The sequence below is a fragment of the Pseudomonas sp. BN607 genome, from assembly GCF_029871175.1.
GTDB lineage: Bacteria > Pseudomonadota > Gammaproteobacteria > Pseudomonadales > Pseudomonadaceae > Aquipseudomonas.
In genome coordinates this window covers 19,686-39,392 of record NZ_SSOE01000055.1, presented here as the reverse complement: position 1 = coordinate 39,392, position 19,707 = coordinate 19,686, and the positions used below count along the sequence as shown (strand labels likewise).

18 protein-coding genes and 1 tRNA gene are annotated in these 19,707 nt (G+C 64.0%); 11 read left to right on the top strand and 8 right to left on the bottom strand.

Annotated features, from left to right (window positions below; translation table 11 throughout):
• The first annotated feature begins 10 nt into the window (after positions 1 to 10).
• The 3 genes from E8E68_RS13670 (at position 11) to E8E68_RS13660 (ending at position 1,752) form a co-directional block, all read left to right on the top strand.
• On the top strand, positions 11 to 442 hold the full coding sequence (locus E8E68_RS13670) for a D-Ala-D-Ala carboxypeptidase family metallohydrolase (protein WP_266030899.1): 432 nt from the start codon (positions 11 to 13) through the stop codon (positions 440 to 442).
• A 65-nt stretch (positions 443 to 507) separates the two neighbouring features.
• Positions 508 to 816, top strand: coding sequence for a transcriptional regulator (locus E8E68_RS13665; RefSeq protein ID WP_266030897.1), 309 nt, complete (start codon positions 508 to 510; stop codon positions 814 to 816).
• Between the two features lie 51 nt (positions 817 to 867).
• On the top strand, positions 868 to 1,752 hold the full coding sequence (locus E8E68_RS13660) for a pseudouridine synthase (RefSeq protein WP_280342171.1): 885 nt from the start codon (positions 868 to 870) through the stop codon (positions 1,750 to 1,752).
• A 54-nt stretch (positions 1,753 to 1,806) separates the two neighbouring features.
• Here the strand turns inward: E8E68_RS13660 and E8E68_RS13655 are convergent, their stop codons facing one another.
• Positions 1,807 to 3,372: a PAS domain-containing methyl-accepting chemotaxis protein gene (locus E8E68_RS13655; protein ID WP_266030895.1), complete on the bottom strand. Its 1,566-nt coding sequence runs from the start codon at positions 3,370 to 3,372 to the stop codon at positions 1,807 to 1,809.
• Positions 3,373 to 3,551: 179 nt separating this feature from the next.
• Positions 3,552 to 6,293: an aconitate hydratase AcnA gene (gene acnA / locus E8E68_RS13650; RefSeq protein WP_280342167.1), complete on the bottom strand. Its 2,742-nt coding sequence runs from the start codon at positions 6,291 to 6,293 to the stop codon at positions 3,552 to 3,554.
• Between the two features lie 224 nt (positions 6,294 to 6,517).
• On the opposite strand from acnA, the gene rlmM reads away from it, so the two are divergent.
• The 3 genes from rlmM (at position 6,518) to pdxB (ending at position 9,197) form a co-directional block, all read left to right on the top strand.
• A complete protein-coding gene (gene rlmM, locus E8E68_RS13645) occupies positions 6,518 to 7,582 on the top strand; it encodes a 23S rRNA (cytidine(2498)-2'-O)-methyltransferase RlmM (RefSeq protein WP_280342164.1) in 1,065 nt (354 codons plus the stop codon).
• A 169-nt stretch (positions 7,583 to 7,751) separates the two neighbouring features.
• Positions 7,752 to 7,994 (top strand): sulfurtransferase TusA, encoded by a 243-nt coding sequence (gene tusA, locus E8E68_RS13640; protein ID WP_003248727.1) that lies wholly within the window; start codon positions 7,752 to 7,754, stop codon positions 7,992 to 7,994.
• Positions 7,995 to 8,054: 60 nt separating this feature from the next.
• Complete coding sequence (gene pdxB / locus E8E68_RS13635; RefSeq protein WP_266030891.1) at positions 8,055 to 9,197, top strand: 4-phosphoerythronate dehydrogenase PdxB; 1,143 nt, start codon at positions 8,055 to 8,057, stop codon at positions 9,195 to 9,197.
• Positions 9,198 to 9,259: 62 nt separating this feature from the next.
• Here pdxB and E8E68_RS13630 read toward each other — a convergent pair whose 3' ends face one another.
• Entirely contained in the window at positions 9,260 to 9,433 is a 174-nt protein-coding gene (locus E8E68_RS13630) for a PA1571 family protein (RefSeq protein WP_177410763.1), read from the bottom strand.
• Between the two features lie 209 nt (positions 9,434 to 9,642).
• Between E8E68_RS13630 and E8E68_RS13625 the strand changes: the two genes are divergently transcribed.
• Complete coding sequence (locus E8E68_RS13625) at positions 9,643 to 11,406, top strand: ABC transporter transmembrane domain-containing protein (protein ID WP_280342157.1); 1,764 nt, start codon at positions 9,643 to 9,645, stop codon at positions 11,404 to 11,406.
• 171 nt (positions 11,407 to 11,577) lie between these two features.
• Positions 11,578 to 13,194: a methyl-accepting chemotaxis protein gene (locus E8E68_RS13620; RefSeq protein ID WP_280342155.1), complete on the top strand. Its 1,617-nt coding sequence runs from the start codon at positions 11,578 to 11,580 to the stop codon at positions 13,192 to 13,194.
• A gap of 144 nt (positions 13,195 to 13,338) precedes the next feature.
• On the opposite strand, the gene E8E68_RS13615 is transcribed toward E8E68_RS13620, so the two are convergent.
• Positions 13,339 to 13,415 (bottom strand) — tRNA-Pro (locus E8E68_RS13615).
• A 79-nt stretch (positions 13,416 to 13,494) separates the two neighbouring features.
• Entirely contained in the window at positions 13,495 to 13,716 is a 222-nt protein-coding gene (locus E8E68_RS13610; RefSeq protein ID WP_003248738.1) for a YgdI/YgdR family lipoprotein, read from the bottom strand.
• A 186-nt stretch (positions 13,717 to 13,902) separates the two neighbouring features.
• Between E8E68_RS13610 and moaB the strand changes: the two genes are divergently transcribed.
• Both moaB and glp read left to right on the top strand, forming a co-directional pair.
• On the top strand, positions 13,903 to 14,442 hold the full coding sequence (moaB, locus tag E8E68_RS13605) for a molybdenum cofactor biosynthesis protein B (protein ID WP_110745809.1): 540 nt from the start codon (positions 13,903 to 13,905) through the stop codon (positions 14,440 to 14,442).
• Between the two features lie 22 nt (positions 14,443 to 14,464).
• The gene (glp, locus tag E8E68_RS13600; protein WP_266030995.1) at positions 14,465 to 15,652 is read left to right on the top strand and encodes a gephyrin-like molybdotransferase Glp; all 1,188 of its coding nucleotides are present in this window, start codon (positions 14,465 to 14,467) and stop codon (positions 15,650 to 15,652) included.
• On the opposite strand, the gene E8E68_RS13595 is transcribed toward glp, so the two are convergent.
• Complete coding sequence (locus E8E68_RS13595; RefSeq protein ID WP_266030882.1) at positions 15,641 to 16,888, bottom strand: glycosyltransferase family 4 protein; 1,248 nt, start codon at positions 16,886 to 16,888, stop codon at positions 15,641 to 15,643. The two genes, glp and E8E68_RS13595, sit on opposite strands and share 12 nt — an antisense overlap.
• A 327-nt stretch (positions 16,889 to 17,215) precedes the next feature.
• Between E8E68_RS13595 and yegS the strand changes: the two genes are divergently transcribed.
• A complete protein-coding gene (yegS, locus tag E8E68_RS13590; protein ID WP_266030879.1) occupies positions 17,216 to 18,103 on the top strand; it encodes a lipid kinase YegS in 888 nt (295 codons plus the stop codon).
• On the opposite strand, the gene E8E68_RS13585 is transcribed toward yegS, so the two are convergent.
• A complete protein-coding gene (locus E8E68_RS13585) occupies positions 18,087 to 18,746 on the bottom strand; it encodes a response regulator transcription factor (protein WP_266030877.1) in 660 nt (219 codons plus the stop codon). The two genes, yegS and E8E68_RS13585, sit on opposite strands and share 17 nt — an antisense overlap.
• A complete protein-coding gene (locus E8E68_RS13580) occupies positions 18,736 to 19,632 on the bottom strand; it encodes a sensor histidine kinase (RefSeq protein WP_266030993.1) in 897 nt (298 codons plus the stop codon). Before E8E68_RS13580 ends, E8E68_RS13585 begins: the two co-directional genes overlap by 11 nt.
• Positions 19,633 to 19,707 lie beyond the last annotated feature (75 nt).

The window sequence follows — 19,707 nt, the reverse complement described above, 5'->3', positions numbered from 1 at the left end:
ACAGTCTGCCATGTTGATCACTCCACATTTCACGCTCGATGAAATGACCGTTTCCCAGCTTGCCGCCAGGGACGGGTTCGATAACACCCCCCCGCCTGAAGCCAGGGCCAACCTGCAACTGCTGTGTTGTGCGCTGGAGCAGGTACGCGCATTGTTCGACGCGCCCATCATCGTCAGCAGCGGATACCGCAGCGATAAGGTCAACCGGCTGATCGGCGGTGCTTCGAACAGCCAGCATGTACATGGGCTGGCGGCGGACTTCACGGTGATCGAGGTCAGCCCGCGGGAAACCGTGCGGCGCATCAGCGAAAGCAGCGTGCCGTTCGATCAACTCATTCTCGAATTCGACAAGTGGGTGCACCTTTCCGTGGCGCGCGGCACGCCGCGGCGGCAGGTGCTGACCGTTCGCAAGGGCAGCGGCTACCTGGCGGGGCTGCAATGAAGCGCATTGACGGCAACAAGGGGATGTTCGTATGCTGTATATAAATACAGTATCGAGGTAAAGCCATGCTCAACGTCGAGCAACTTAAGTACAGCGTCAACCGCATGCCCGCAGAACGGGTGGCCGACGCCGTTCTGGAACTGCGCCTCGAAGGCCTGGTAACCGATGACCGCACACCGTTCGGCAAGGTCCACTTCAATACCTGCTTCGCCGAGATTGAAGCCCTGTTCCAGCGGGCTGGTTATCACCGTGGGCTGGATGTGGTCGGTTACCAGGGGTTGCTCTACGCCTTGTACGACCCCGGCCGCTGGGAGCCGGTGCAGGTGCTGCGCTGGCTGAAGGAGCGCAGCGAGGCGCTGGCTCAGGCTGGTTGAGGCCGCGCGCTTGGGCGATAATGCGCGGCCGTGAACGTTTCGAGCCTTGCCATGACCACGCCTTTCGACCCCGCCCGCCAGCAAGCCAGCACGGTGTGCCTGCCACCCGGTAACTGGGCGACGGTGCTCGATTGCCTGTGTGATCATTTCAAGGCCATCGACCGCGCCCAATGGCTTGACCGCTTTGCCCGTGGCCGGGTGCTGGATGCAGAGGGGCGGGCGATTGTGGCCGAGTTGCCCTACAAGCGGGGCATGCGCTTGCACTACTTCCGAGAGGTCCCGAACGAGCGGCCGATCCCGGTGCAGGAGGTGGTTCTGCATGTGGACGAGCACCTGGTGGTAGCCGACAAGCCGCATTTCCTGCCGGTGACGCCGACAGGTGAATATGTCGAGCAGACCTTGCTGCGTCGCCTGATCCGCAGGCTGGATAACCCGCACCTGGTGCCGTTGCATCGCATTGACCGGCATACCGCCGGGCTTGTGCTGTTCTCCGCCAACCCACTCACGCGCAGCGCTTATCAGCGGCTGTTCCCCGAGCGACGCATCGACAAGCGCTACCAGGCCATCGCTGCAGCCATGCCGCAGCATGCGTTTCCGCTGGTGCACAGAAGCCGCCTGGTACATGGCGAGCCGTTTTTCCGCATGCATGAGGTTGAGGGCGAGGCCAACAGTGAAACCCAGGCCGAGGTGCTGGAAAAGAACGGTGAGTTGTGGCGGTATGGGTTGTCGCCGGTGACCGGCAAGACCCATCAGTTGCGCGTGCACATGGCGGCGTTGGGGGCAGGGATCAGCAATGACCCGTTTTACCCGCAGTTGCTCCAGGAAGAGGATGACTACCAGCGGCCGTTGAAACTGCTGGCGCAAAGTCTGCGGTTCACCGATCCGTTGAATGGCGAAGAGCGCTATTTCGAGAGCCGTCTGAGCCTCGACTGGTAACCCGGGCAGGGTGGCTTGCGCGGTCGCTGCAGAAGCGGCCGCGCAACCCTGTGGTCAGCGGTTGAACCGCTCCACCAGTGAATACTGAGTGCCTGCCGTGCTGGTCAGCTCTTCGCTCAGCAGTGCCGAATGCTGCGCCTGTTCGGCGGTCTGGTCGGCCAGTTCGGCGATGGTGCTGATGTTGCGGCTGATCTCGTCAGCCACTGCGGTCTGTTCTTCGGTCGCGGCGGCAATCTGGGTGGCCATGTCGGTGATGTTGGCTACCGCTTCGCTGATCCCTACCAGTGCCTCGTCAGCCTGCATCACCCGCTCGACACCTTCCTGCGCCTGACGGTGGCCGGTTTCCATGGTCAGTACGGCATTGCTGGCGGTTTGCTGAAGCTTGGCGATCAGGCCGTGGATCTGCCCGGTGGATTCGGCCGTACGCTGGGCCAACTGGCGTACTTCATCGGCCACCACGGCAAAGCCACGGCCCATTTCCCCAGCACGCGCCGCTTCGATGGCCGCGTTCAGTGCCAGCAGGTTGGTCTGGTCGGCGATGCCCTTGATCACGTCGACCACACCACCAATTTCGTCGCTGTCCTTGGCCAGTTGCGTGACCGTCTGGCCGGTTTCGCCTACTGCTGCCGACAGGCGCTCGATGGCCTCGCGGGTTTCCCCGGCAATCTGCCGGCCCTGGCTGGTCAAGCGGTTTGCTTCCTGGGTGGCGTCGGCAGTGCGCTGCACGTGGTTGGCGACTTCCTGGGTGGTGGCGGCCATCTGGTTGACGGCGGCTGCGACCTGCTCGGTCTCCACGCGCTGGCGCTCCAGCCCGGAGGAGCTCTTGTGTGCCAGTGCATCGGACTGGCGCGCTTGGTCGCTGAGGTGTTCGGCGCTGTCCTGCAGGCGGGTCAGGCAGGTCTTCATGCGTGCGTCCTGGCTAAGCATGGCCATTTCCAGGCGCGCCTGCACGCCACGGCTGTCGGTGTACATCTGCGCGATCAGCGGGTCGGAGGTGGTTTGTTCGGCCAGGCGCAACAGGCGCTTGAGGCCGCGCTGCTGCCAGCCCAGGCCGAGCAGCCCCAGCGGTACCGAAAGCCCGGCAGCCAAGACAAAGCCCCAGGAATGGCCCAGCCAGTTGCCAATCAGGAAGCCTACCTGGCTGATGAGGATGAACGGCAGCCAGTCCTGCAGCACCGGCAGCCACTTGTCACGGCGCGGCACAGGCGGCTTGTTCTGGTTGATGCGCTGGTACAGGGCTTCGGCGCGGCGGATCTGTTCGGCGGTCGGCTTGACCCGCACCGACTCGAAGCCGACCACTTGGTTGTTATCGAAGATTGGCGTGACGTAGGCGTTGACCCAATAATGGTCGCCGGACTTGCAGCGGTTCTTGACGATCCCCATCCACGGCTGGCCCTGCTTGAGGGTCTGCCACATGTGGGCGAACACCGCAGGCGGGACGTCGGGGTGGCGTACCAGGTTGTGGGCCGCGCCGATCAGTTCCTCGCGGGTGAAGCCACTGATATCGACGAAGTCATCGTTGCAGTAGGTGATCACGCCCTTGGCGTTGGTGGTGGAGATCAACCGCTGCTGAGCAGGGAAAGTCCGTTCTCGCTGGGTAATCGGCTGGTTGTTACGCATGGGGTGATAGTCCGCAGGGCTTTCGACAGGTATCGGCAAGCCACTGGTTTTATTGAATGAATATTTAACGTGGCTGCGTTTGGTTCGGCGCTGGAGCTCTGGCGCCTGTGAAATCGAGCGCCGCCCGCGCGGCGCTCGGTCTCGAGAGCGCCGCAAATCTCCAGCCGTACCTCCCAGCCTCAGCCGGCGATCATCTGTCGCAGCACGTAATGCAGAATCCCCCCTGCCTTGAAGTACGCCACCTCATTCAAGGTATCAATCCGGCACAGCACCTCGATCTGTTCCTGTTGGCCATCCTCGCGGGTGATGCGTAACGTCAGGCTCATCCCTGGGCGCACCTGCGCACCGTCCAGGCCCAGCACATCGATTTGCTCCTTGCCGGTCAGCCCCAGTTGCTTGCGGTCGTGCCCGGCGGTGAACTGCAGCGGCAATACGCCCATGCCCACCAGGTTGGAGCGGTGAATACGCTCGAAGCTTTCCGCCAGCACCGCCTTGACCCCCAGCAGGTTGGTGCCTTTGGCTGCCCAGTCGCGGCTGGAGCCGGTGCCATATTCCTGCCCGGCGATCACAACCAGCGGGGTACCTTCCTGCTGGTAACGCATGGCCGCGTCATAGATCGACAGTTTTTCCCCTGTGGGCACGTGCAAGGTGTTGCCGCCTTCCTCGCCTGCCAGCATTTCGTTGCGGATACGGATGTTGGCAAAGGTGCCGCGCATCATCACTTCATGGTTGCCGCGCCGCGACCCATAGGAGTTGAAGTCGCGTGGTTCTACACCCTGTTCGCGCAAGTAGCGCCCCGCCGGGCTGTCGGCCTTGATGTTGCCGGCCGGGGAGATGTGGTCGGTGGTCACCGAGTCGCCCAAGAGCGCCAGCACGCGCGCGCCGTGGATGTCGGCGATGGCGGGTGGCGGCCCACCAATGCCTTCGAAGAACGGTGGGTGCTGGATGTAGGTGGAATCAGCCTGCCACACGTAGGTGGCGGCCTGTGGCACTTCGATAGCCTGCCACTGCGCATCCCCGGCGAACACTTCGGCGTATTCCTTGTGGAACATTGCCGTGTCGACCTTGGCCACGGCCGCAGCAATTTCCTGCTGGCTTGGCCAGATATCGCGCAGGTACACCGCTTTGCCGTCCTTGCCGGTACCCAACGGGTCGCGGGTCAGGTCCACGCGCACGCTACCGGCCAGCGCGTAAGCCACTACCAGCGGTGGCGAGGCCAGCCAGTTGGTCTTCACCAGCGGGTGCACGCGGCCTTCGAAGTTGCGGTTGCCGGACAGCACCGAGGCCACGGTGAGGTCGGCGCTGCCGATGGCCTTCTCGATGGCCTCGTCCAGTGGCCCGGAATTGCCGATGCACGTGGTGCAACCATAGCCGACCAGGTCAAAACCCAGTTGATCAAGGTAGGGGGTGAGCCCGGCGGCATTGAAGTACTCGGTAACCACCTTGGAACCCGGCGCCAGCGAGCTCTTGACCCAGGGTTTGCGTTGCAGGCCCTTCTCCAGGGCTTTTTTCGCCACCAGGCCGGCAGCCATCATCACACTGGGGTTGGAGGTGTTGGTGCACGAGGTGATCGCGGCGATCACCACGGCGCCATCGCGCAGGGTGTGGGTCTGGCCTTGATGGCTGTAGTCGATCTCGCCGGCCTGGTCGGCGTTGCCGACTGCCACACCGCCACCCCCTTCGCTTTCCAGGCGACCCACCTCCTTGGCCAGCGGTTTGGGTTGCAGTTCGATGAAGTGGTCGAAGGCCTGGCTGACCTGGCCCAGTGCCACACGGTCCTGAGGCCGCTTGGGCCCGGCCAGGCTCGCTTCGACCTCGTGCATGTCCAGCGCCAGCGTGTCGCTGAACAGCGGCTCCTGGCCGGGCAGGCGCCACATGCCCTGGGCCTTGCAGTACTGCTCGACCAGTTGCACGGTCGTTTCGGGGCGGCCCGAGAGGCGCAGGTAGTCGAGGGTGACATCATCGACCGGAAAGAAACCGCAGGTAGCGCCGTATTCCGGTGCCATGTTGGCGATGGTCGCGCGGTCGGCGAGCGGCAGTTCGGCCAGGCCGTCGCCGTAGAACTCGACGAACTTGCCCACCACACCCTTTTTGCGCAGCATCTGCGTTACCGTCAGCACCAGGTCGGTGGCGGTGATGCCTTCACGCAGCTTGCCGGTCAGCTTGAAGCCGATCACTTCGGGGATCAGCATCGACACTGGCTGGCCGAGCATGGCCGCTTCTGCCTCGATGCCGCCAACCCCCCAGCCGAGCACGCCAAGGCCGTTGATCATGGTGGTGTGCGAGTCGGTGCCCACCAGGGTATCGGGGAAGGCGTAGGTGCAGCCGTCGGCCTCTCGGGTCCAGACGGTGCGGCCGAGGTATTCCAGGTTGACCTGGTGGCAGATACCGGTACCCGGTGGTACTACGCGGAAATTGTCGAAGGCGCTCTGGCCCCAGCGCAGGAACGCGTAGCGCTCGCCGTTGCGCTGCATTTCGATGTCGACGTTTTCGCCGAAGGCCTGCGGCGTGCCGTAGTGGTCGACCATCACCGAGTGGTCGATCACCAGGTCAACGGGCGACAACGGGTTGATACGTTGTGGGTCGCCACCGGCCTTGGCCATGGCGGCACGCATGGCTGCCAGGTCGACCACCGCCGGTACGCCGGTGAAGTCCTGCATCAGCACCCGAGCCGGGCGGTACTGGATTTCGCGGTCTGAGCGGCGCTCTTTCAGCCACTGGGCGAGGGCACCCAGGTCATCGCGGGTTACAGTCTGGCCGTCTTCCCAGCGCAGCAGGTTTTCCAGCAGCACCTTCAGCGACATGGGCAGGTGTTGCAGGTCACCCAGCTGGCGGGCGGCTTCGGTGAGGCTGAAGTAATGGTAGGTCTTGTCGCCGACCTTGAGCGGCTTGAGGGTGTTCAGGCTATCGAGCGAGGGCATTGCCAACTCCTTCTGCGCCGGTGCCCGGCAACTCGTATGGTTTGCCAGTGGCACCGTTTAGTTTCGGTCCGCACGGCACGGACCTAGGCTGAATGGTCAGGTTAGACCGGTTTAGGCCACCTGACCCTTTTCTGGACCGGCGGGGCGTGTCGCTGGTTCCGAACTTCCTTTATCATCGCCGCCCTGCCGGCGCCTGTTGCGCGCCAGCCGTAGTGGAGTGAGAGATGAATACCCTGTTCATGCATTGCCGGCCCGGTTTCGAGGGTGAGGTTTGCGCTGAAATCAGCGAACACGCCGCCCGCCTGGGTGTTGCTGGCTATGCCAAAGGCAAGCCGCAAAGTGCCAGTGCCGAGTTTGTCTGCAGCGAGGAGGTCGGTGCCGAGCGCTTGATGGGGGAGCTGCGTTTCAACCAGCTGATTTTCCCGCGGCAGTGGGCCCGTGGTGGATTTGTCGAGCTGCCGGAAACCGACCGTATCAGTGTCCTGCTGGCACACCTGGCCGACTTGCCGGTGTTCGGCAGCCTGTGGCTGGAGGTGCTGGACAGCAACGAGGGCAAGGAGTTGTCCACCTTCTGCCGCAAGTTCGAAGTGCCGCTGCGCAAGGCCCTGGAAAAGGCCGGCCGCCTGGTTGACGACACCAGCCGCCCCCGCCTGCTGCTCACCTTCATCAGCGGCCGGCGGGTATTTGCCGGTATTGCCCCTGTCAACAACAGCGCGCTGTGGCCGATGGGCATCCCGCGGCTGAAATTCCCTCGAGAAGCACCCAGCCGTTCGACCCTCAAGCTGGAAGAGGCCTGGCACCAGTTCATTCCGCGTGAACAGTGGGATCAGCGGCTGGGGGATGACATGACTGGCGTCGACCTCGGGGCTTCGCCGGGTGGCTGGACCTACCAGCTGGTGCGGCGCGGCATGCTGGTGACGGCCATCGACAACGGGCCGATGGCCGAGAGCCTGATGGATACCGGGCTGGTGCAGCACCTGATGGCCGATGGCTTTACATGGCAGCCGAAGCAGCCGGTGGACTGGATGGTGTGCGATATCGTTGAAAAGCCGGCGCGTACCACCTCGCTGATTGAAACCTGGCTGGGTGAGGGGCTGTGCCGCGAGGCGGTGGTCAACCTGAAGTTGCCGATGAAGCAGCGTTATGCCGAGGTGCGGCGGTTGCTCGATCGTATGGAGGCGACGTTCAAGGCGCGCAAGATTCGGGTTTCGATTGCTTGCAAGCAGCTGTATCACGACCGTGAAGAAGTGACGTGCCACCTACGGCGGCTCGATTTGAAGGCACGTTGAGCGTTTCGGGTACGGGTAGATGGCTTGCATGTGTGGTTTGGATTGAGAACCAGCGCCGCCCGCGCGGCGCTCGGTCTCAACGTTCACACACAACTGAGCGCATGCCTCTGACCCCCCTTGGACCGCGTGGCGCTATGCGCGACAATAGCGATCATTTTCGGAGCTCCCCATGACCGATTTCACCCCCGACGCCATCCTCGATGCCACCGGCCTGAACTGCCCGGAACCCGTCATGATGCTGCACCAGCACGTACGCAATCTGGCCGCCGGCGGCCTGCTCAAGGTCATCGCCACCGACCCGTCGACCCGTCGCGATATCCCCAAATTCTGCAACTTCCTCGGTCACGAACTGCTGCAACAGCAAGAGGACGCCGGCACCTTCCTTTACTGGATCCGCAAGAAAGCCGACTGAAGCGCTCTGGAACACGCCCGACGTTGCGCCTACACTGCGTTCCCCAGACAGGAGAGCGCCATGCTGATAGTTGCCGACGAGAACATCCCGCTGCTCGATGCCTTCTTCCAGGGTTTCGGTGAAATACGCCGCTACCCCGGCCGAAGTCTCGATGCCGACAGCGTCAAGGACGCCGATATCCTGCTGGTGCGCTCGGTAACCAAGGTCGACCGGCAATTGCTCGAAGGTAGCCGCGTACGCTTCGTCGGCACTTGCACCATCGGTACCGATCACCTCGACCTGGACTACTTTGCCGAAGCCGGCATCCGCTGGAGCAGCGCACCAGGCTGCAACGCCCGTGGCGTGGTCGACTATGTGCTGGGCAGTCTGCTGACCCTGGCCGAGCTGGACGGCGTGGCGCTGCCCCAGCGTGTTTACGGTGTGGTCGGGGCAGGTGAGGTAGGGGGCCGCCTGGTGCGGGTGCTGCACGGCCTGGGCTGGAAAGTGCTGGTGTGCGACCCGCTGCGTCAGGCCGCCGAGGGCGGTGACTATGTCAGCCTCGAAACCATCCTCCAGCAGTGCGATGTGATCAGTCTGCATACCCCATTGCAACGTGGCGGCGAGCACCCGACCTGGCACCTGCTGGGCCAGGCGCAACTGAAGCAGTTGCGCCCGGGTGCCTGGCTGGTCAATGCCAGCCGTGGCCCGGTGGTGGACAACGCCGCCCTGCGCGAGCTGCTGCTGGACCGTGAAGACGTACATGCGGTGCTGGATGTGTGGGAAGGCGAGCCGCAAGTCGACCTGCAACTGGCCGACCTGTGCACACTGGCTTCGCCGCACATCGCCGGCTATAGCCTCGATGGCCGCCAGCGCGGTACGGCGCAGATCTACCAGGCGCTGTGCCGCTTCCTGGAGGTGGACGAGCAGGTACAACTGGCCGACCTTCTCCCGCGACCGCCGCTGGCGCAAATTGAGCTGGATGCTGCTGCCGACCCGGCCTGGGCCTTGGCTACGCTATGCCGCGCCGTCTACGACCCGCGTCGCGATGATGCCGACTTCCGCCGCAGCCTGAGCGATGACCCGCAGCAACAGCGCGCGGCGTTCGACCAGTTGCGCAAGCAATACCCGCCGCGGCGCGAGATCGAGGGCTTGGCAGTGCGCCTGCGTGGCGAGTCGCCGCAGCTGGCGCAACTGGTCAGTGCCCTGGGTGGGGTAGTGGTCTGATAGCACCGTATCCAGGCAAATAAAAACCCGGCGCAAGCGCCGGGTTACAAGGAATTCGCCGATCAACCTTTGCGTACACGCTCGGCCCGGCTTTGTTCCAGGGCTTTGCACGCCTGCTGGATCATCTGCTCAGTGATCGGTACCTCGCGCCCCTGGGCGTCGATGATCGAACCGCACACCTGTGGTTGCGGGGTCGGCCGGGGCTGCTGGTTGTCGCTGCTATGCTGCAAGCTCATGCATGGTCTCCTCATCAGGTGGAAGCTCAGGGTAGCCTTGCACCGTGACTGGCCTGTGACGATGCCCGTATCACGGCAGTACCAGTCCAACAGAAACGCGGTGAAAGCTCCAGAGCCTGGTTAGATCAATAGGCTATAGCAGCCAGCGAGCGTTCCCCGGGCGCTGATGAGTGGTAGTCTGCGGCTTCTCCACCACTGTGGTCGTCGTCATGCCCGAATCGGTTTCCCCGCGTCAACGCCGCGCCTTGCGCCTGGCCTGGCAGTTCGTTCGCCCATACCGCAGGCAGGTGCTGCTGGCCTTGCTGGCGCTGGTGGTGACTGCTGCCATCACCCTGTCGATGGGCCAGGGCATCCGCCTGTTGGTAGACCAAGGCTTCATGACCCGCTCCGCACACCAGCTCAACCAGACTATCGGGCTGTTCCTGCTGCTGGTGCTGGCCCTGGCGGTGGGCACCTTCAGCCGCTTCTACCTGGTGTCGTGGATTGGCGAGCGCTGCGTGGCGGACATCCGGCGTGCCGTGTTCGACCACCTGATCGGCCTGCATCCGGGCTTTTTCGAAGACAACCGCAGCTCGGAGATCCAGTCGCGGCTGACGGCAGACACCACCCTGCTGCAATCGGTCATTGGTTCGTCGCTGTCGATGTTCTTGCGCAATGCGTTGATGGTCATCGGCGGTGTGGTGCTGCTGTTCATCACCAATCCCAAGCTCACCAGCATTGTGGTCGTGGCATTGCCACTGGTGCTGGCGCCGATTTTGCTGTTCGGGCGCCGGGTCCGCAGCCTGTCGCGGCAGAGCCAGGACCGGGTTGCCGATGTGGGCAGCTATGTGGCTGAGACCCTTGGGCAGATCAAGACCGTGCAGGCCTACAACCACCAGGCGCACGACCGCCAACTGTTTGCCGGTACGGTCGAAGCGGCATTTGATGTGGCGCGCAAGCGGATCGCCCAGCGTGCCTGGCTGATCACCCTGGTGATCGTGTTGGTGCTGGGCGCCGTGGGGGTGATGCTGTGGGTCGGTGGCATGGATGTGATCGCTGGGCGGATTTCCGCAGGCGAGCTGGCGGCATTCGTGTTTTACAGCCTGATTGTCGGCAGCGCCTTCGGCACCCTCAGCGAGGTGATCGGCGAGCTGCAGCGTGCCGCGGGCGCCGCCGAGCGCATTGCCGAACTGCTGGCGGCGCGCAGTGCCATCTTGCCTCCCGCCGCTGCACAGGTGCTGCCCCAGCAGCGGGCCCGCGGGCGTATCGAACTTGAGGAGGTGGTGTTCGCCTATCCGTCACGGCCCACGGTGGCGGCGGTCGACGGTCTGAGCCTGGCCATCGAACCCGGGCAGACCGTTGCCTTGGTAGGCCCTTCTGGGGCCGGCAAGTCGACCTTCTTCGACCTGTTGCTGCGCTTTTACGACCCTCAGCAAGGGCGCATCCTGCTCGATGGCCAGCCGCTGACCGAACTGCACCCGGACCAGCTGCGCCAACAGTTCGCCCTCGTTGCCCAGAACCCCGCGCTGTTTCGTGGCACCGTCGAGGCCAACATCCGCTATGGCCGGCCCGCCGCGACATTGGCCGAAGTCGAAGCTGCGGCCCGCGGTGCCCATGCCGACGAATTCATCCGGCAATTACCGCAGGGCTACCAGACACCGCTGGGGGAGGGCGGCATAGGCCTGTCCGGTGGCCAGCGTCAGCGCCTTGCGATTGCCCGGGCCTTGCTGGTCGATGCGCCGATCCTGTTGCTGGACGAAGCCACCAGCGCACTCGACGCGCAAAGCGAATACCTGATCCAGCAAGCATTACCCAGCCTGATGGCCGGGCGTACCACGCTGGTCATCGCCCATCGCCTGGCCACCGTACAGCATGCCGAACGCATCGCGGTCATCGACCAGGGCCGGCTGGTGGCAGTGGGTACCCACCGTCAGTTGATCGAAGACAGCCCGCTGTATGCACGGCTGGCGGCTTTGCAGTTCACCAGTGGCTAGGATGTCGTGGCTTTGTAATATTTCTGTAGCAATTGCTTGAGAGTATCTGCCCCAACTGTTGCGTAAGTGCTCGACCTGGCTGCCATTGCTTGATGGCAGCTTTTTTTTGGCCTGCCAGTCATGGGGGCCGCCCAGCGGCCTCAGCCTTCCCCTCTGGTTCCGAGACCCTCGATGTTGCGTAAATCCCTCAGAGTGCAAATTCTCTCGCTGCTCGGTGGCAGCCTGGTGGCGATGCTGCTGATCGCCCTGGTGTGTTTCCAGTTCCTGTCGTCCAGCGTGCGCGGTTATGCCGAGCTGGTCGACGGGCCTCTGCGGGCTTCGCAATTGATCGACGAAGCCAACCTGCAGTTCAAGATCCAGGTCCAGGAATGGAAGAACGTGCTGCTGCGCGGGCGCCAGCCGGCCGAGCTGGACAAGTACTGGCAGCAGTTCCAGGCGCGTGAGCAACAGGTGCAACAGCTGCTGGGGCAGTTGATCGACAGCAGCGACGCCAGCCTCAAGGCGCCGCTGCAGCAATTGCGTGACAGCCACCAGCAGTTGGGCCGTGCCTATGAGCAGGGCCGCCAGGCGTTTATCGCTGCGGGGGGCGACCCGGTAGCCGGCGACCAGGCAGTGAAGGGGGTGGACCGCGCCGCCAGTGAGCAGATGAGCGAACTGGTCGAGCAATTGCGTGGCGATGCCCGCCAGCGTGCAGCCAGCATCAGTGCCAGTGCCGAGCGCACGGTCTGGCTGGGCGTGCTGGTGATGCTGGCGTCGGCGCTACTGGTGGGACTGCTCAGCCTGTGGCTGCTCAACCGTAACCTGATCGAGCCGATTCGCCAGTTGATCGAGTACGTTGCGCAGCTCAGCCAGGGCCGTTTTGCCGCGCGGGTCGACAGCCGTCGCGAGGACGAGCTGGGGCGCCTGGCGCGGGCAGCCAATACCTTGCGTGACTTCCTGGCCGACACCGTTGGCCGGCTGCAGGACAACGCCCAGGAACTGGAAGGCGCCAGTGGGCAGTTGCGCAGCATTGCCGGTGACATGGCCCGTGGCACCCACGACCAGTTCCAGCGTACCGACCAGGTGGCCACGGCCATGCACGAAATGTCCGCCACCGCCCAGGAAGTCGCCCGTCACGCCGCCGAAGCTGCGCGCGCGGCGGACGACGCCGACCACAGCGCCCAGGCTGGCGAGCAGGTGATGCAGCAAACCATCGACATCATTGGCCTGGTCAACCGCGAGATTGCCGGCACGGCGGCGGTGATCCGCGACCTGGAGCATGACAGCACGCGCATTGGCAAAGTACTGGAGGTGATCCGCGGCATTGCCGAGCAGACCAACCTGCTGGCGCTCAACGCAGCCATCGAAGCGGCCCGTGCCGGCGAAGCCGGGCGCGGGTTCGCGGTGGTCGCAGATGAAGTGCGTAGCCTGGCCCAACGTACGGCAGCCTCGATTGCCGAGATTCACCAGATCATCGAAGCAGTGCAGTCGGGAGCGGTGGAAGCGGTCAAGGCCATCGAAAGTGGCCAGCAGCGCAGCCAGGAAGGGGCTGAACAGGTCGAGCAGGCCGGGCAGATGCTGCAGCGCATTACCCTGGCCGTGGAAGCAATCCGCGACATGAACCGGCAGATCGCCACGGCGGCCGAAGAGCAGACCAGCGTGGCCGAAGACATTTCCCGCAACCTGATCGAAATTACCCGTATCGCCACGGCCAACCAGGCAGCGGTACAGCATACCGAACAGGCCGGCCAGCGTTTGCATGGCTTGTCGGGGCAACTGGGCGAAGTGACCTCGCGCCTGACCGCTTAAGCGATTGCAGGCCCATCACGGACCCCGGCAGAGCCTGGTGTCGAGGTGGGCCGCAAAGCGCCTGAGGCAAGGCCCGCACCTCGGCTGATGCATTTCCCGGAGACAACAAAAAGCCCGCACAAGGCGGGCTGATTGAGCAGGATCTGGTCGGAGAGACAGGATTCGAACCTGCGGCCTTCTCGTCCCGAACGAGACGCGCTACCTGGCTGCGCTACACTCCGATGAAGAAAATCCTACTGCATCCCGTTTTGGCCGGCAAGCCCTTGTTGTTTAAAGGGTGATTGCCAAACGGGGCGCGGGTCAGAGCTCCTTGACGGTGCGGATCTGGTCCTTGTTCAAGCGCGTGCGCTTGCCATCCAGTTGCTCGAATTCATAGAAGCCGGAGTCTTCGTCGTAGGACGGTTTATCCGTTGCCTGGATCTCGCGGCCATCGTTGAGGGTGATGACGGTTGGGGTCGAGCAGCCGGCAAGAGCGCCCAGGCCCAAAGCGAGCAAAAAGGCAGGAAGGGTCCGTTTGATCATCGTGTTTCTCCAAGTGCGATGGTGCTGGATGACATTTATGACGCGAGACGTTAGTGCAAGTTCATTCCAAGTGCAGCATAGCGACAAATCCATGCTCTTGACCCAGCGCAACCCCGACGGCCGCAACGCGGTAAAAGGTGCGCTGTGATATAACTGCGGCCATCCATCTTCTGGTGACCGACACCCATGAAAGCCAAGGCAGATACCCCCTTCGTGCCGCTGAACATCGCCGTGCTCACGGTCAGCGACACCCGCACTTTCGACACCGACACTTCCGGCCAGATGTTCGTCGACCGCTTGAGCGCAGCCGGCCACCGTTTGGCCGAACGCGTGCTGCTCAAGGACGACTTGTACAAGATTCGCGCTCAGGTCGCTACCTGGATCGCCGACGACACCGTGCAGGTGGTGCTGATTACGGGGGGTACTGGTTTTACCGGCCGCGACAGCACCCCCGAGGCCGTGGCCTGCCTGCTGGACAAGCAGGTGGACGGCTTTGGTGAGCTGTTCCGGCAGATTTCGGTACCCGACATCGGTACCTCCACGGTGCAGTCGCGAGCCCTCGCCGGGCTGGCCAACGGCACCCTGGTGTGCTGCCTGCCGGGCTCGACCAATGCAGTACGTACCGGTTGGGACGGTATCCTCGCCGAGCAGCTCGACGCCCGCCATCGCCCGTGCAACTTCGTGGCGCACCTGAAGCAGGCAGCGGCCTGCGACAGCCGTGGCTGAGGTCCGCCAGGCCCGGCCACTGATGCCGGTGGAGCAGGCCCTGGAGCAACTGCTGGCGTTGGCCGAGGCCGCACCGATCCGGGAGACCGAGAACGTGCCACTGGCGGCGGCCGAAGGCCGCGTGTTGGCCTGCGACCTGATGGCCTCGCTCGACCTGCCGCCCTGGCCGAACAGCGCCATGGACGGTTATGCGTTGCGCCTGGCCGACTGGCACGGCGAGCCGCTGCAGGTCAGCCAGCGGGTTTTCGCCGGCCATGCGCCGCAGCCGCTGCAGCCGGGCACTTGTGCGCGGATCTTTACCGGTGCACCCGTGCCGGAAGGTGCCGACTGCGTCGAGATGCAGGAAAACACCGAAGTACTCGAGGATGGCCGGGTGCGCTTCCTTGAAGCGCTGCAGGCTGAACAGAACATTCGCCCACAAGGCCAGGAAACCCGCAAGGGTGAACAGGTGATGAACGCGGGCACCCGCCTTGGCCCGATCGAACTGGGCCTGGCTGCGACCCTGGGGCATGGCAGCCTGGACGTGGTGCGCAAGGTGAAGGTAGCGGTGCTGTCCACAGGTGACGAACTGGTCGAGCCTGGCCTGCCGCTGGGCCCCGGGCAAATCTACAACAGCAACCGCCGGTTGCTGGTCAGCTGGTTGCAGCGGCTGGGTTGCGACGTGGTTGACGCAGGGATCCTGCCCGATGACCTGGCGCGCACCCGCGCGTGCCTGGCCGGGTTGGGCGATGTCGACCTGATCCTCTCCACCGGCGGGGTTTCGGTGGGCGAGGCCGACTACCTTGGGGCTGCCCTGCGCGAAGCCGGTGAGCTGGCGTTGTGGAAGCTGGCGATCAAGCCGGGCAAGCCGCTGACCTTTGGCCACTTCCAGGGTGTGCCGGTGATCGGCCTGCCGGGTAACCCAGCGTCGACCCTGGTTACCTTCGGCCTGCTGACCCGTCCGTACCTGTTGCGGCGCCAGGGGGTGGCCGATGTGACCCCCCTGCGTTTCGACATGCCGGCGGGTTTTGACTGGCCCAAGCCTGGTACGCGCCGCGAATACTTGCGTGCGCGCATCGAGCAGGGCCAGGTGCGCATCTACAAGAACCAGAGCTCGGGTGTGTTGCGTAGCGCAGCCTGGGCCGAAGGGCTGGTGGAAGTGCGCGAAGGCAGTACGCCGAAACCGGGCGACAGCGTCCCCTTCATCCCTTTCAGCGAGCTACTTGGCTGAGCGGCCTAGCCAGGAACCACCCAGCGGTGCGGCTTCGGCCGGCGCTGTCTGGGTCAGGCGCATGTGCACGTTTTCCAGCTGCTGGGCGGCTACGCTCCAGTCGTGACGCTGGCGGGCGAACTGGCGACCGGCATCGCTCAACTGGCTCATGCGCCAAGGCTGGTTAAGCAGTTGGGTGATCAGCAACGCCAGTTGGTCACCATCATCACTGCCCAGGTAGTGCTCGCCATTGTTCGCAGCCAGGCCTGAAACGCCTTTGCCGGTGGTGATCACCGGCAAGCCGGCAGCCATCGCTTCGAGAATCTTCACCTTAGAGCCACCGGCGTAGCGCAGTGGGGCGAAGAACAGTGCCGAGCGCCGTTGCAGCTCTCGCAGGTCCGGGCGGTAACCAAACCATTCGATGCGCGGGTCGTTCCAGTGCAGTTTCCAGCTGGCCGGCATGGCATGCCCGGCAATGGCCAGGCGAACCGCAGGGTTGCTCATCCACACTTGCGGCATGATATCTTCCAGCGCCCATTCTATGGCCTCCAGGTTGGCGCCATACTCAAAATTGCCGACAAACAACAGGCGCTGGCTGTGCAGTGCAGGTTGTACGTGCTGATAGAAATCACAGTCCACGCCATTGACCACCACGTTGACCGGGCGCCCGCTGATCTGCGCAATCAGCTCGGCATCGTGGGCACTCACTGCCACCAGCTCGGTGGGCTGGCGCAGCACGCGGTGCTCCCAGCGCCGGTAGCGCCAGCGGTCGAATGCGTTGAGCGGTCGTAGCCACAGCGGCAGGCGGTCGTGGCAGGCGCCACCCATGACCGACTCCAGGGTGTGCTCGCTGAGCATGTAGGGCACACTGCGGGCCTGCAGGGCCTTTTCGAAAGGTTGGAAACTGTAGCTGTGCTCGATCTGGATCACGTCCCAAGGTTCGTCCAGCAGTTGTTCGAAGCGGTGCCGCAGGCAAGGCGACAAGCCGTTGATGATTGCCCGCATGGGGTAGTCGATGATCGGAGACGCGAGCAGGTTGAGCGGGCTGTGCAGCGGCCGCCGCGGCACAACGATCAAGCGCTCGAGCAACGGTTCCAAGGCATCGCGCGCACTGTCGTTGAGGGGGATTTTCGACTGCACCAGCAAGGTAATCCGGTGGCCGCGCTGGGCCAGTGCACGCATCAGGTGGTATTGCCGGGTCTTGCTGCCGCTGGTGGTTGGCCAGGGCAGGTAAGGCAGTGTCCAGAGAATGCGCATGACCCGGAATCCTCATTGACGGCAGCAGATGGCAAGACGCGCCCGCGGCAGTGTTCAGGCAACACTGCCGGGAGGCGCGTCCATGGCTAAGATCGAGGCAGGCCTGGGCATCGGAAAGTCAAAAGGCTGACTCGCCTGAGTTGATTCCCTGCTCAGGTCAAAAACTTGTCAAAGGTTCATTAGCAGAGCATAGCCGCGCATTGCCGGCCGTGTGAAAAATGCCAGCATTTTCCTGAGCCCGGAGACCCTGTTTTTTGGGGCGCATGCAACGATCCCTGTATGCCTGTGGTCGAGATAGGGGTTGGCCAACTTCACGGAGACGCGCACATGCAAGAGCGCAAGGCAATGCTGGTCCTGCATGGCAAGCAGGCAATGAACGAAGAGTTGCGCAGTGCCGTGAGCGACCTGCGCGACAGCGGCTGGGTGCTCGATGTGCGGGTTACCTGGGAGGCGGGTGACGCCCAGCGCCTGGTGGCCGAGGCGCTGGCGGCGGGCTACACGCATATCGTCGCCGGTGGTGGCGATGGCACGTTGCGTGATGTGGCCGAGGCCATGGGCCAGGCGGGTACCGATGCCAGCCTGGTCTTGCTGCCGCTGGGCACGGCCAACGATTTCGCCAAGGCTGCCGGCATCCCCCTGGAGCCAGCTTCGGCGCTGGCCCTGCTGAATGTCGACCCGCAGCCGATAGACCTGGGGCAGGCCGGCGACCAACTGTTCCTGAACATGGCCACGGGCGGCTTTGGCAGCCAGGTCACGGCCAATACCTCCGAAGACCTGAAGAAAGTGCTGGGTGCTGCTGCCTACCTGTTCACCGGCTTGTCGCGCTTCAGTGAACTGCAGGCCGCGTCGGTAGAGCTGCAAGGGCCGGAATTTCACTGGCAGGGGCCACTGCTGGCGCTGGGTATCGGTAATGGCCGCCAGGCTGGCGGAGGGCAAGTGCTGTGCCCCGAGGCGGTGGTCAACGACGGCTTGCTGGATATCGCCATCCTCCCTGCACCGCAAGAGGTGGTCGGGGCGTTACGCGACCTGTTGGCTGGCGATGGCCTTTTCGTCCGGGCGAGGTTGCCTTGGGTCGAGATCAAGAGCTCTCAGGGGCTGGATATCAACCTCGATGGCGAACCCTTGCAGGCTGACAACCTGCGCTTTCAGGCCCGGCCCGCAGCGTTGCGCCTGCACTTGCCGGCCGGGTCGCCGTTGCTCAGTCGTCCAGGCTGATGATCTTTTCGCGCACGGCGAACAGCACCAGGCCTGCCACGTCATGAATCTGCAGGCGCTTCATGATCTGCGAGCGGTGGGTTTCCACGGTCTTGATTGAAAGGCTCAGGCCCGCAGCGATTTCCCGGGTCGATTTACCCCGCACGATGAGGCGCAGGATTTCCAGCTGCCGCGCAGTCAGTGTGTGCCGTTCGCCGGCCACTGGCTTGCCCTGCCTGGAGTGCCGCAGTGCCTGGTTGATGACCGTGTGGGCGATGGCCGGGCTTAGGTAGCGCTCGCCGTTGCGCACTGCCACCAGTGCTTGCTCCAGTTCGGTGGCGCTGGTGTCCTTGAGCAAATAGCCGTGGGCACCGCTTTCCAGAGCGCGCATGATCAGGTCCGGGTCGGTATGCATCGAAAGGATCAGCACCTTGCAGGTGTTGCCGCTGGCCCGCAGGTGAGTGAGGGCATCCAGGCCGCTGGTCGAACGCATCGAGATGTCCAGCAAGACAATGTCAGGCGCCAGCGTGCGAACCTGGTCCAGCAGCTGGCTGCCATCGTCGGCTTCACCGATCACTTCATAGCCCGGGATGTCGCAGACCAGCGCGCGCACCCCGGCGCGGATCAGCGAGTGATCGTCTACCAGCAGCAGTCTATAGGTCATGGGCGGCACTACTCCGGGCGCGTTGCTGGGTGCGCGGCGGCCATGGAAACACCGCCTCGATCTGCGTGCCGAGGCCAGGCTGGCTGGTGATGTCGAGGCTACCCTGCAGCGCGGTTACCCGCTCCTGCATGCCGGCCAGGCCGCGCTGGCCAGCCTCGGCCGGGTGGCGAGCGGGCACAAAGCCGACGCCATCGTCGTGGATCGCCAACGCCAGCCCCTCGGGCGTGCGCTGCAGGCGGATGACCAGGTTGTGTGCCTTGGCGTGACGCAGCATGTTGGTAACCGCCTCCTGGGTGATACGGAACACGGCCATGGCCACAGCCTCGTCAATGCCGCCCAGGCGCTGGTTGCAAGCCAGGCTCCAATGCACGCTGGAGCTGGCCAGGGTACGTACCAGATGGGCGCGCAGGCTGGGTTCCAGGCCAAGGCTGGCCAGCTGCCGGGGGTTGAGCAGGGCGGATACGTCGCGCACGTTGCCCAGGGTGTCATCCAGGGTGTTGCGCAGGGCGTCGCAGTGGCCTTGCAGTTCGTCAGGCATGCGCCGTTGCAGCCATTGCAATTGCAGCTTGGCGGCGGTGAGCGACTGGCCGATGTCGTCGTGCAGCTCCCGGCTCAGGTGCTGGCGTTCATCTTCCTGCACCTTGAGCATGCGCTCGGCCAGCTCTGCCGGGCGCAGGCTGATCGACCTGGCGCCCAGGCCCAGCTGCACGGCGGCGCCCACCGTGGCGGCCAGTTGCAGCAGCAGCAAGCTGGCCGGGATCGCCTGGCTGGCCAGGTACAGCGCCACATTGGCCCCCAGCGAGGCCACCCACAGCCCGGCCGTTGCCCAGCGCAGCAGGGCAGTGCGGGAGACGCAACGCAAAGTAGTCTTCAAGCGTGGGAACATAGTTAGGGAAGCCACTGAAGTATTGCTGATGGTGGGCCTTGCACAATGCTGGTCAGAGGCTTTGGCGCAGTACTT

Bases quoted from the DNA above. Each gene is read 5' to 3' on its own strand.
- E8E68_RS13670 (WP_266030899.1), top strand. From the start codon at position 11: ATGTTGATCACTCCACATTTCACGCTCGATGAAATGACCGTTTCCCAG.
- E8E68_RS13665 (WP_266030897.1), top strand. From the start codon at position 508: ATGCTCAACGTCGAGCAACTTAAGTACAGCGTCAACCGCATGCCCGCA.
- E8E68_RS13660 (WP_280342171.1), top strand. From the start codon at position 868: ATGACCACGCCTTTCGACCCCGCCCGCCAGCAAGCCAGCACGGTGTGC.
- E8E68_RS13655 (WP_266030895.1), bottom strand. From the start codon at position 3,372: ATGCGTAACAACCAGCCGATTACCCAGCGAGAACGGACTTTCCCTGCT.
- acnA (WP_280342167.1), bottom strand. From the start codon at position 6,293: ATGCCCTCGCTCGATAGCCTGAACACCCTCAAGCCGCTCAAGGTCGGC.
- rlmM (WP_280342164.1), top strand. From the start codon at position 6,518: ATGAATACCCTGTTCATGCATTGCCGGCCCGGTTTCGAGGGTGAGGTT.
- tusA (WP_003248727.1), top strand. From the start codon at position 7,752: ATGACCGATTTCACCCCCGACGCCATCCTCGATGCCACCGGCCTGAAC.
- pdxB (WP_266030891.1), top strand. From the start codon at position 8,055: ATGCTGATAGTTGCCGACGAGAACATCCCGCTGCTCGATGCCTTCTTC.
- E8E68_RS13630 (WP_177410763.1), bottom strand. From the start codon at position 9,433: ATGAGCTTGCAGCATAGCAGCGACAACCAGCAGCCCCGGCCGACCCCG.
- E8E68_RS13625 (WP_280342157.1), top strand. From the start codon at position 9,643: ATGCCCGAATCGGTTTCCCCGCGTCAACGCCGCGCCTTGCGCCTGGCC.
- E8E68_RS13620 (WP_280342155.1), top strand. From the start codon at position 11,578: ATGTTGCGTAAATCCCTCAGAGTGCAAATTCTCTCGCTGCTCGGTGGC.
- E8E68_RS13610 (WP_003248738.1), bottom strand. From the start codon at position 13,716: ATGATCAAACGGACCCTTCCTGCCTTTTTGCTCGCTTTGGGCCTGGGC.
- moaB (WP_110745809.1), top strand. From the start codon at position 13,903: ATGAAAGCCAAGGCAGATACCCCCTTCGTGCCGCTGAACATCGCCGTG.
- glp (WP_266030995.1), top strand. From the start codon at position 14,465: ATGCCGGTGGAGCAGGCCCTGGAGCAACTGCTGGCGTTGGCCGAGGCC.
- E8E68_RS13595 (WP_266030882.1), bottom strand. From the start codon at position 16,888: ATGCGCATTCTCTGGACACTGCCTTACCTGCCCTGGCCAACCACCAGC.
- yegS (WP_266030879.1), top strand. From the start codon at position 17,216: ATGCAAGAGCGCAAGGCAATGCTGGTCCTGCATGGCAAGCAGGCAATG.
- E8E68_RS13585 (WP_266030877.1), bottom strand. From the start codon at position 18,746: ATGACCTATAGACTGCTGCTGGTAGACGATCACTCGCTGATCCGCGCC.
- E8E68_RS13580 (WP_266030993.1), bottom strand. From the start codon at position 19,632: ATGTTCCCACGCTTGAAGACTACTTTGCGTTGCGTCTCCCGCACTGCC.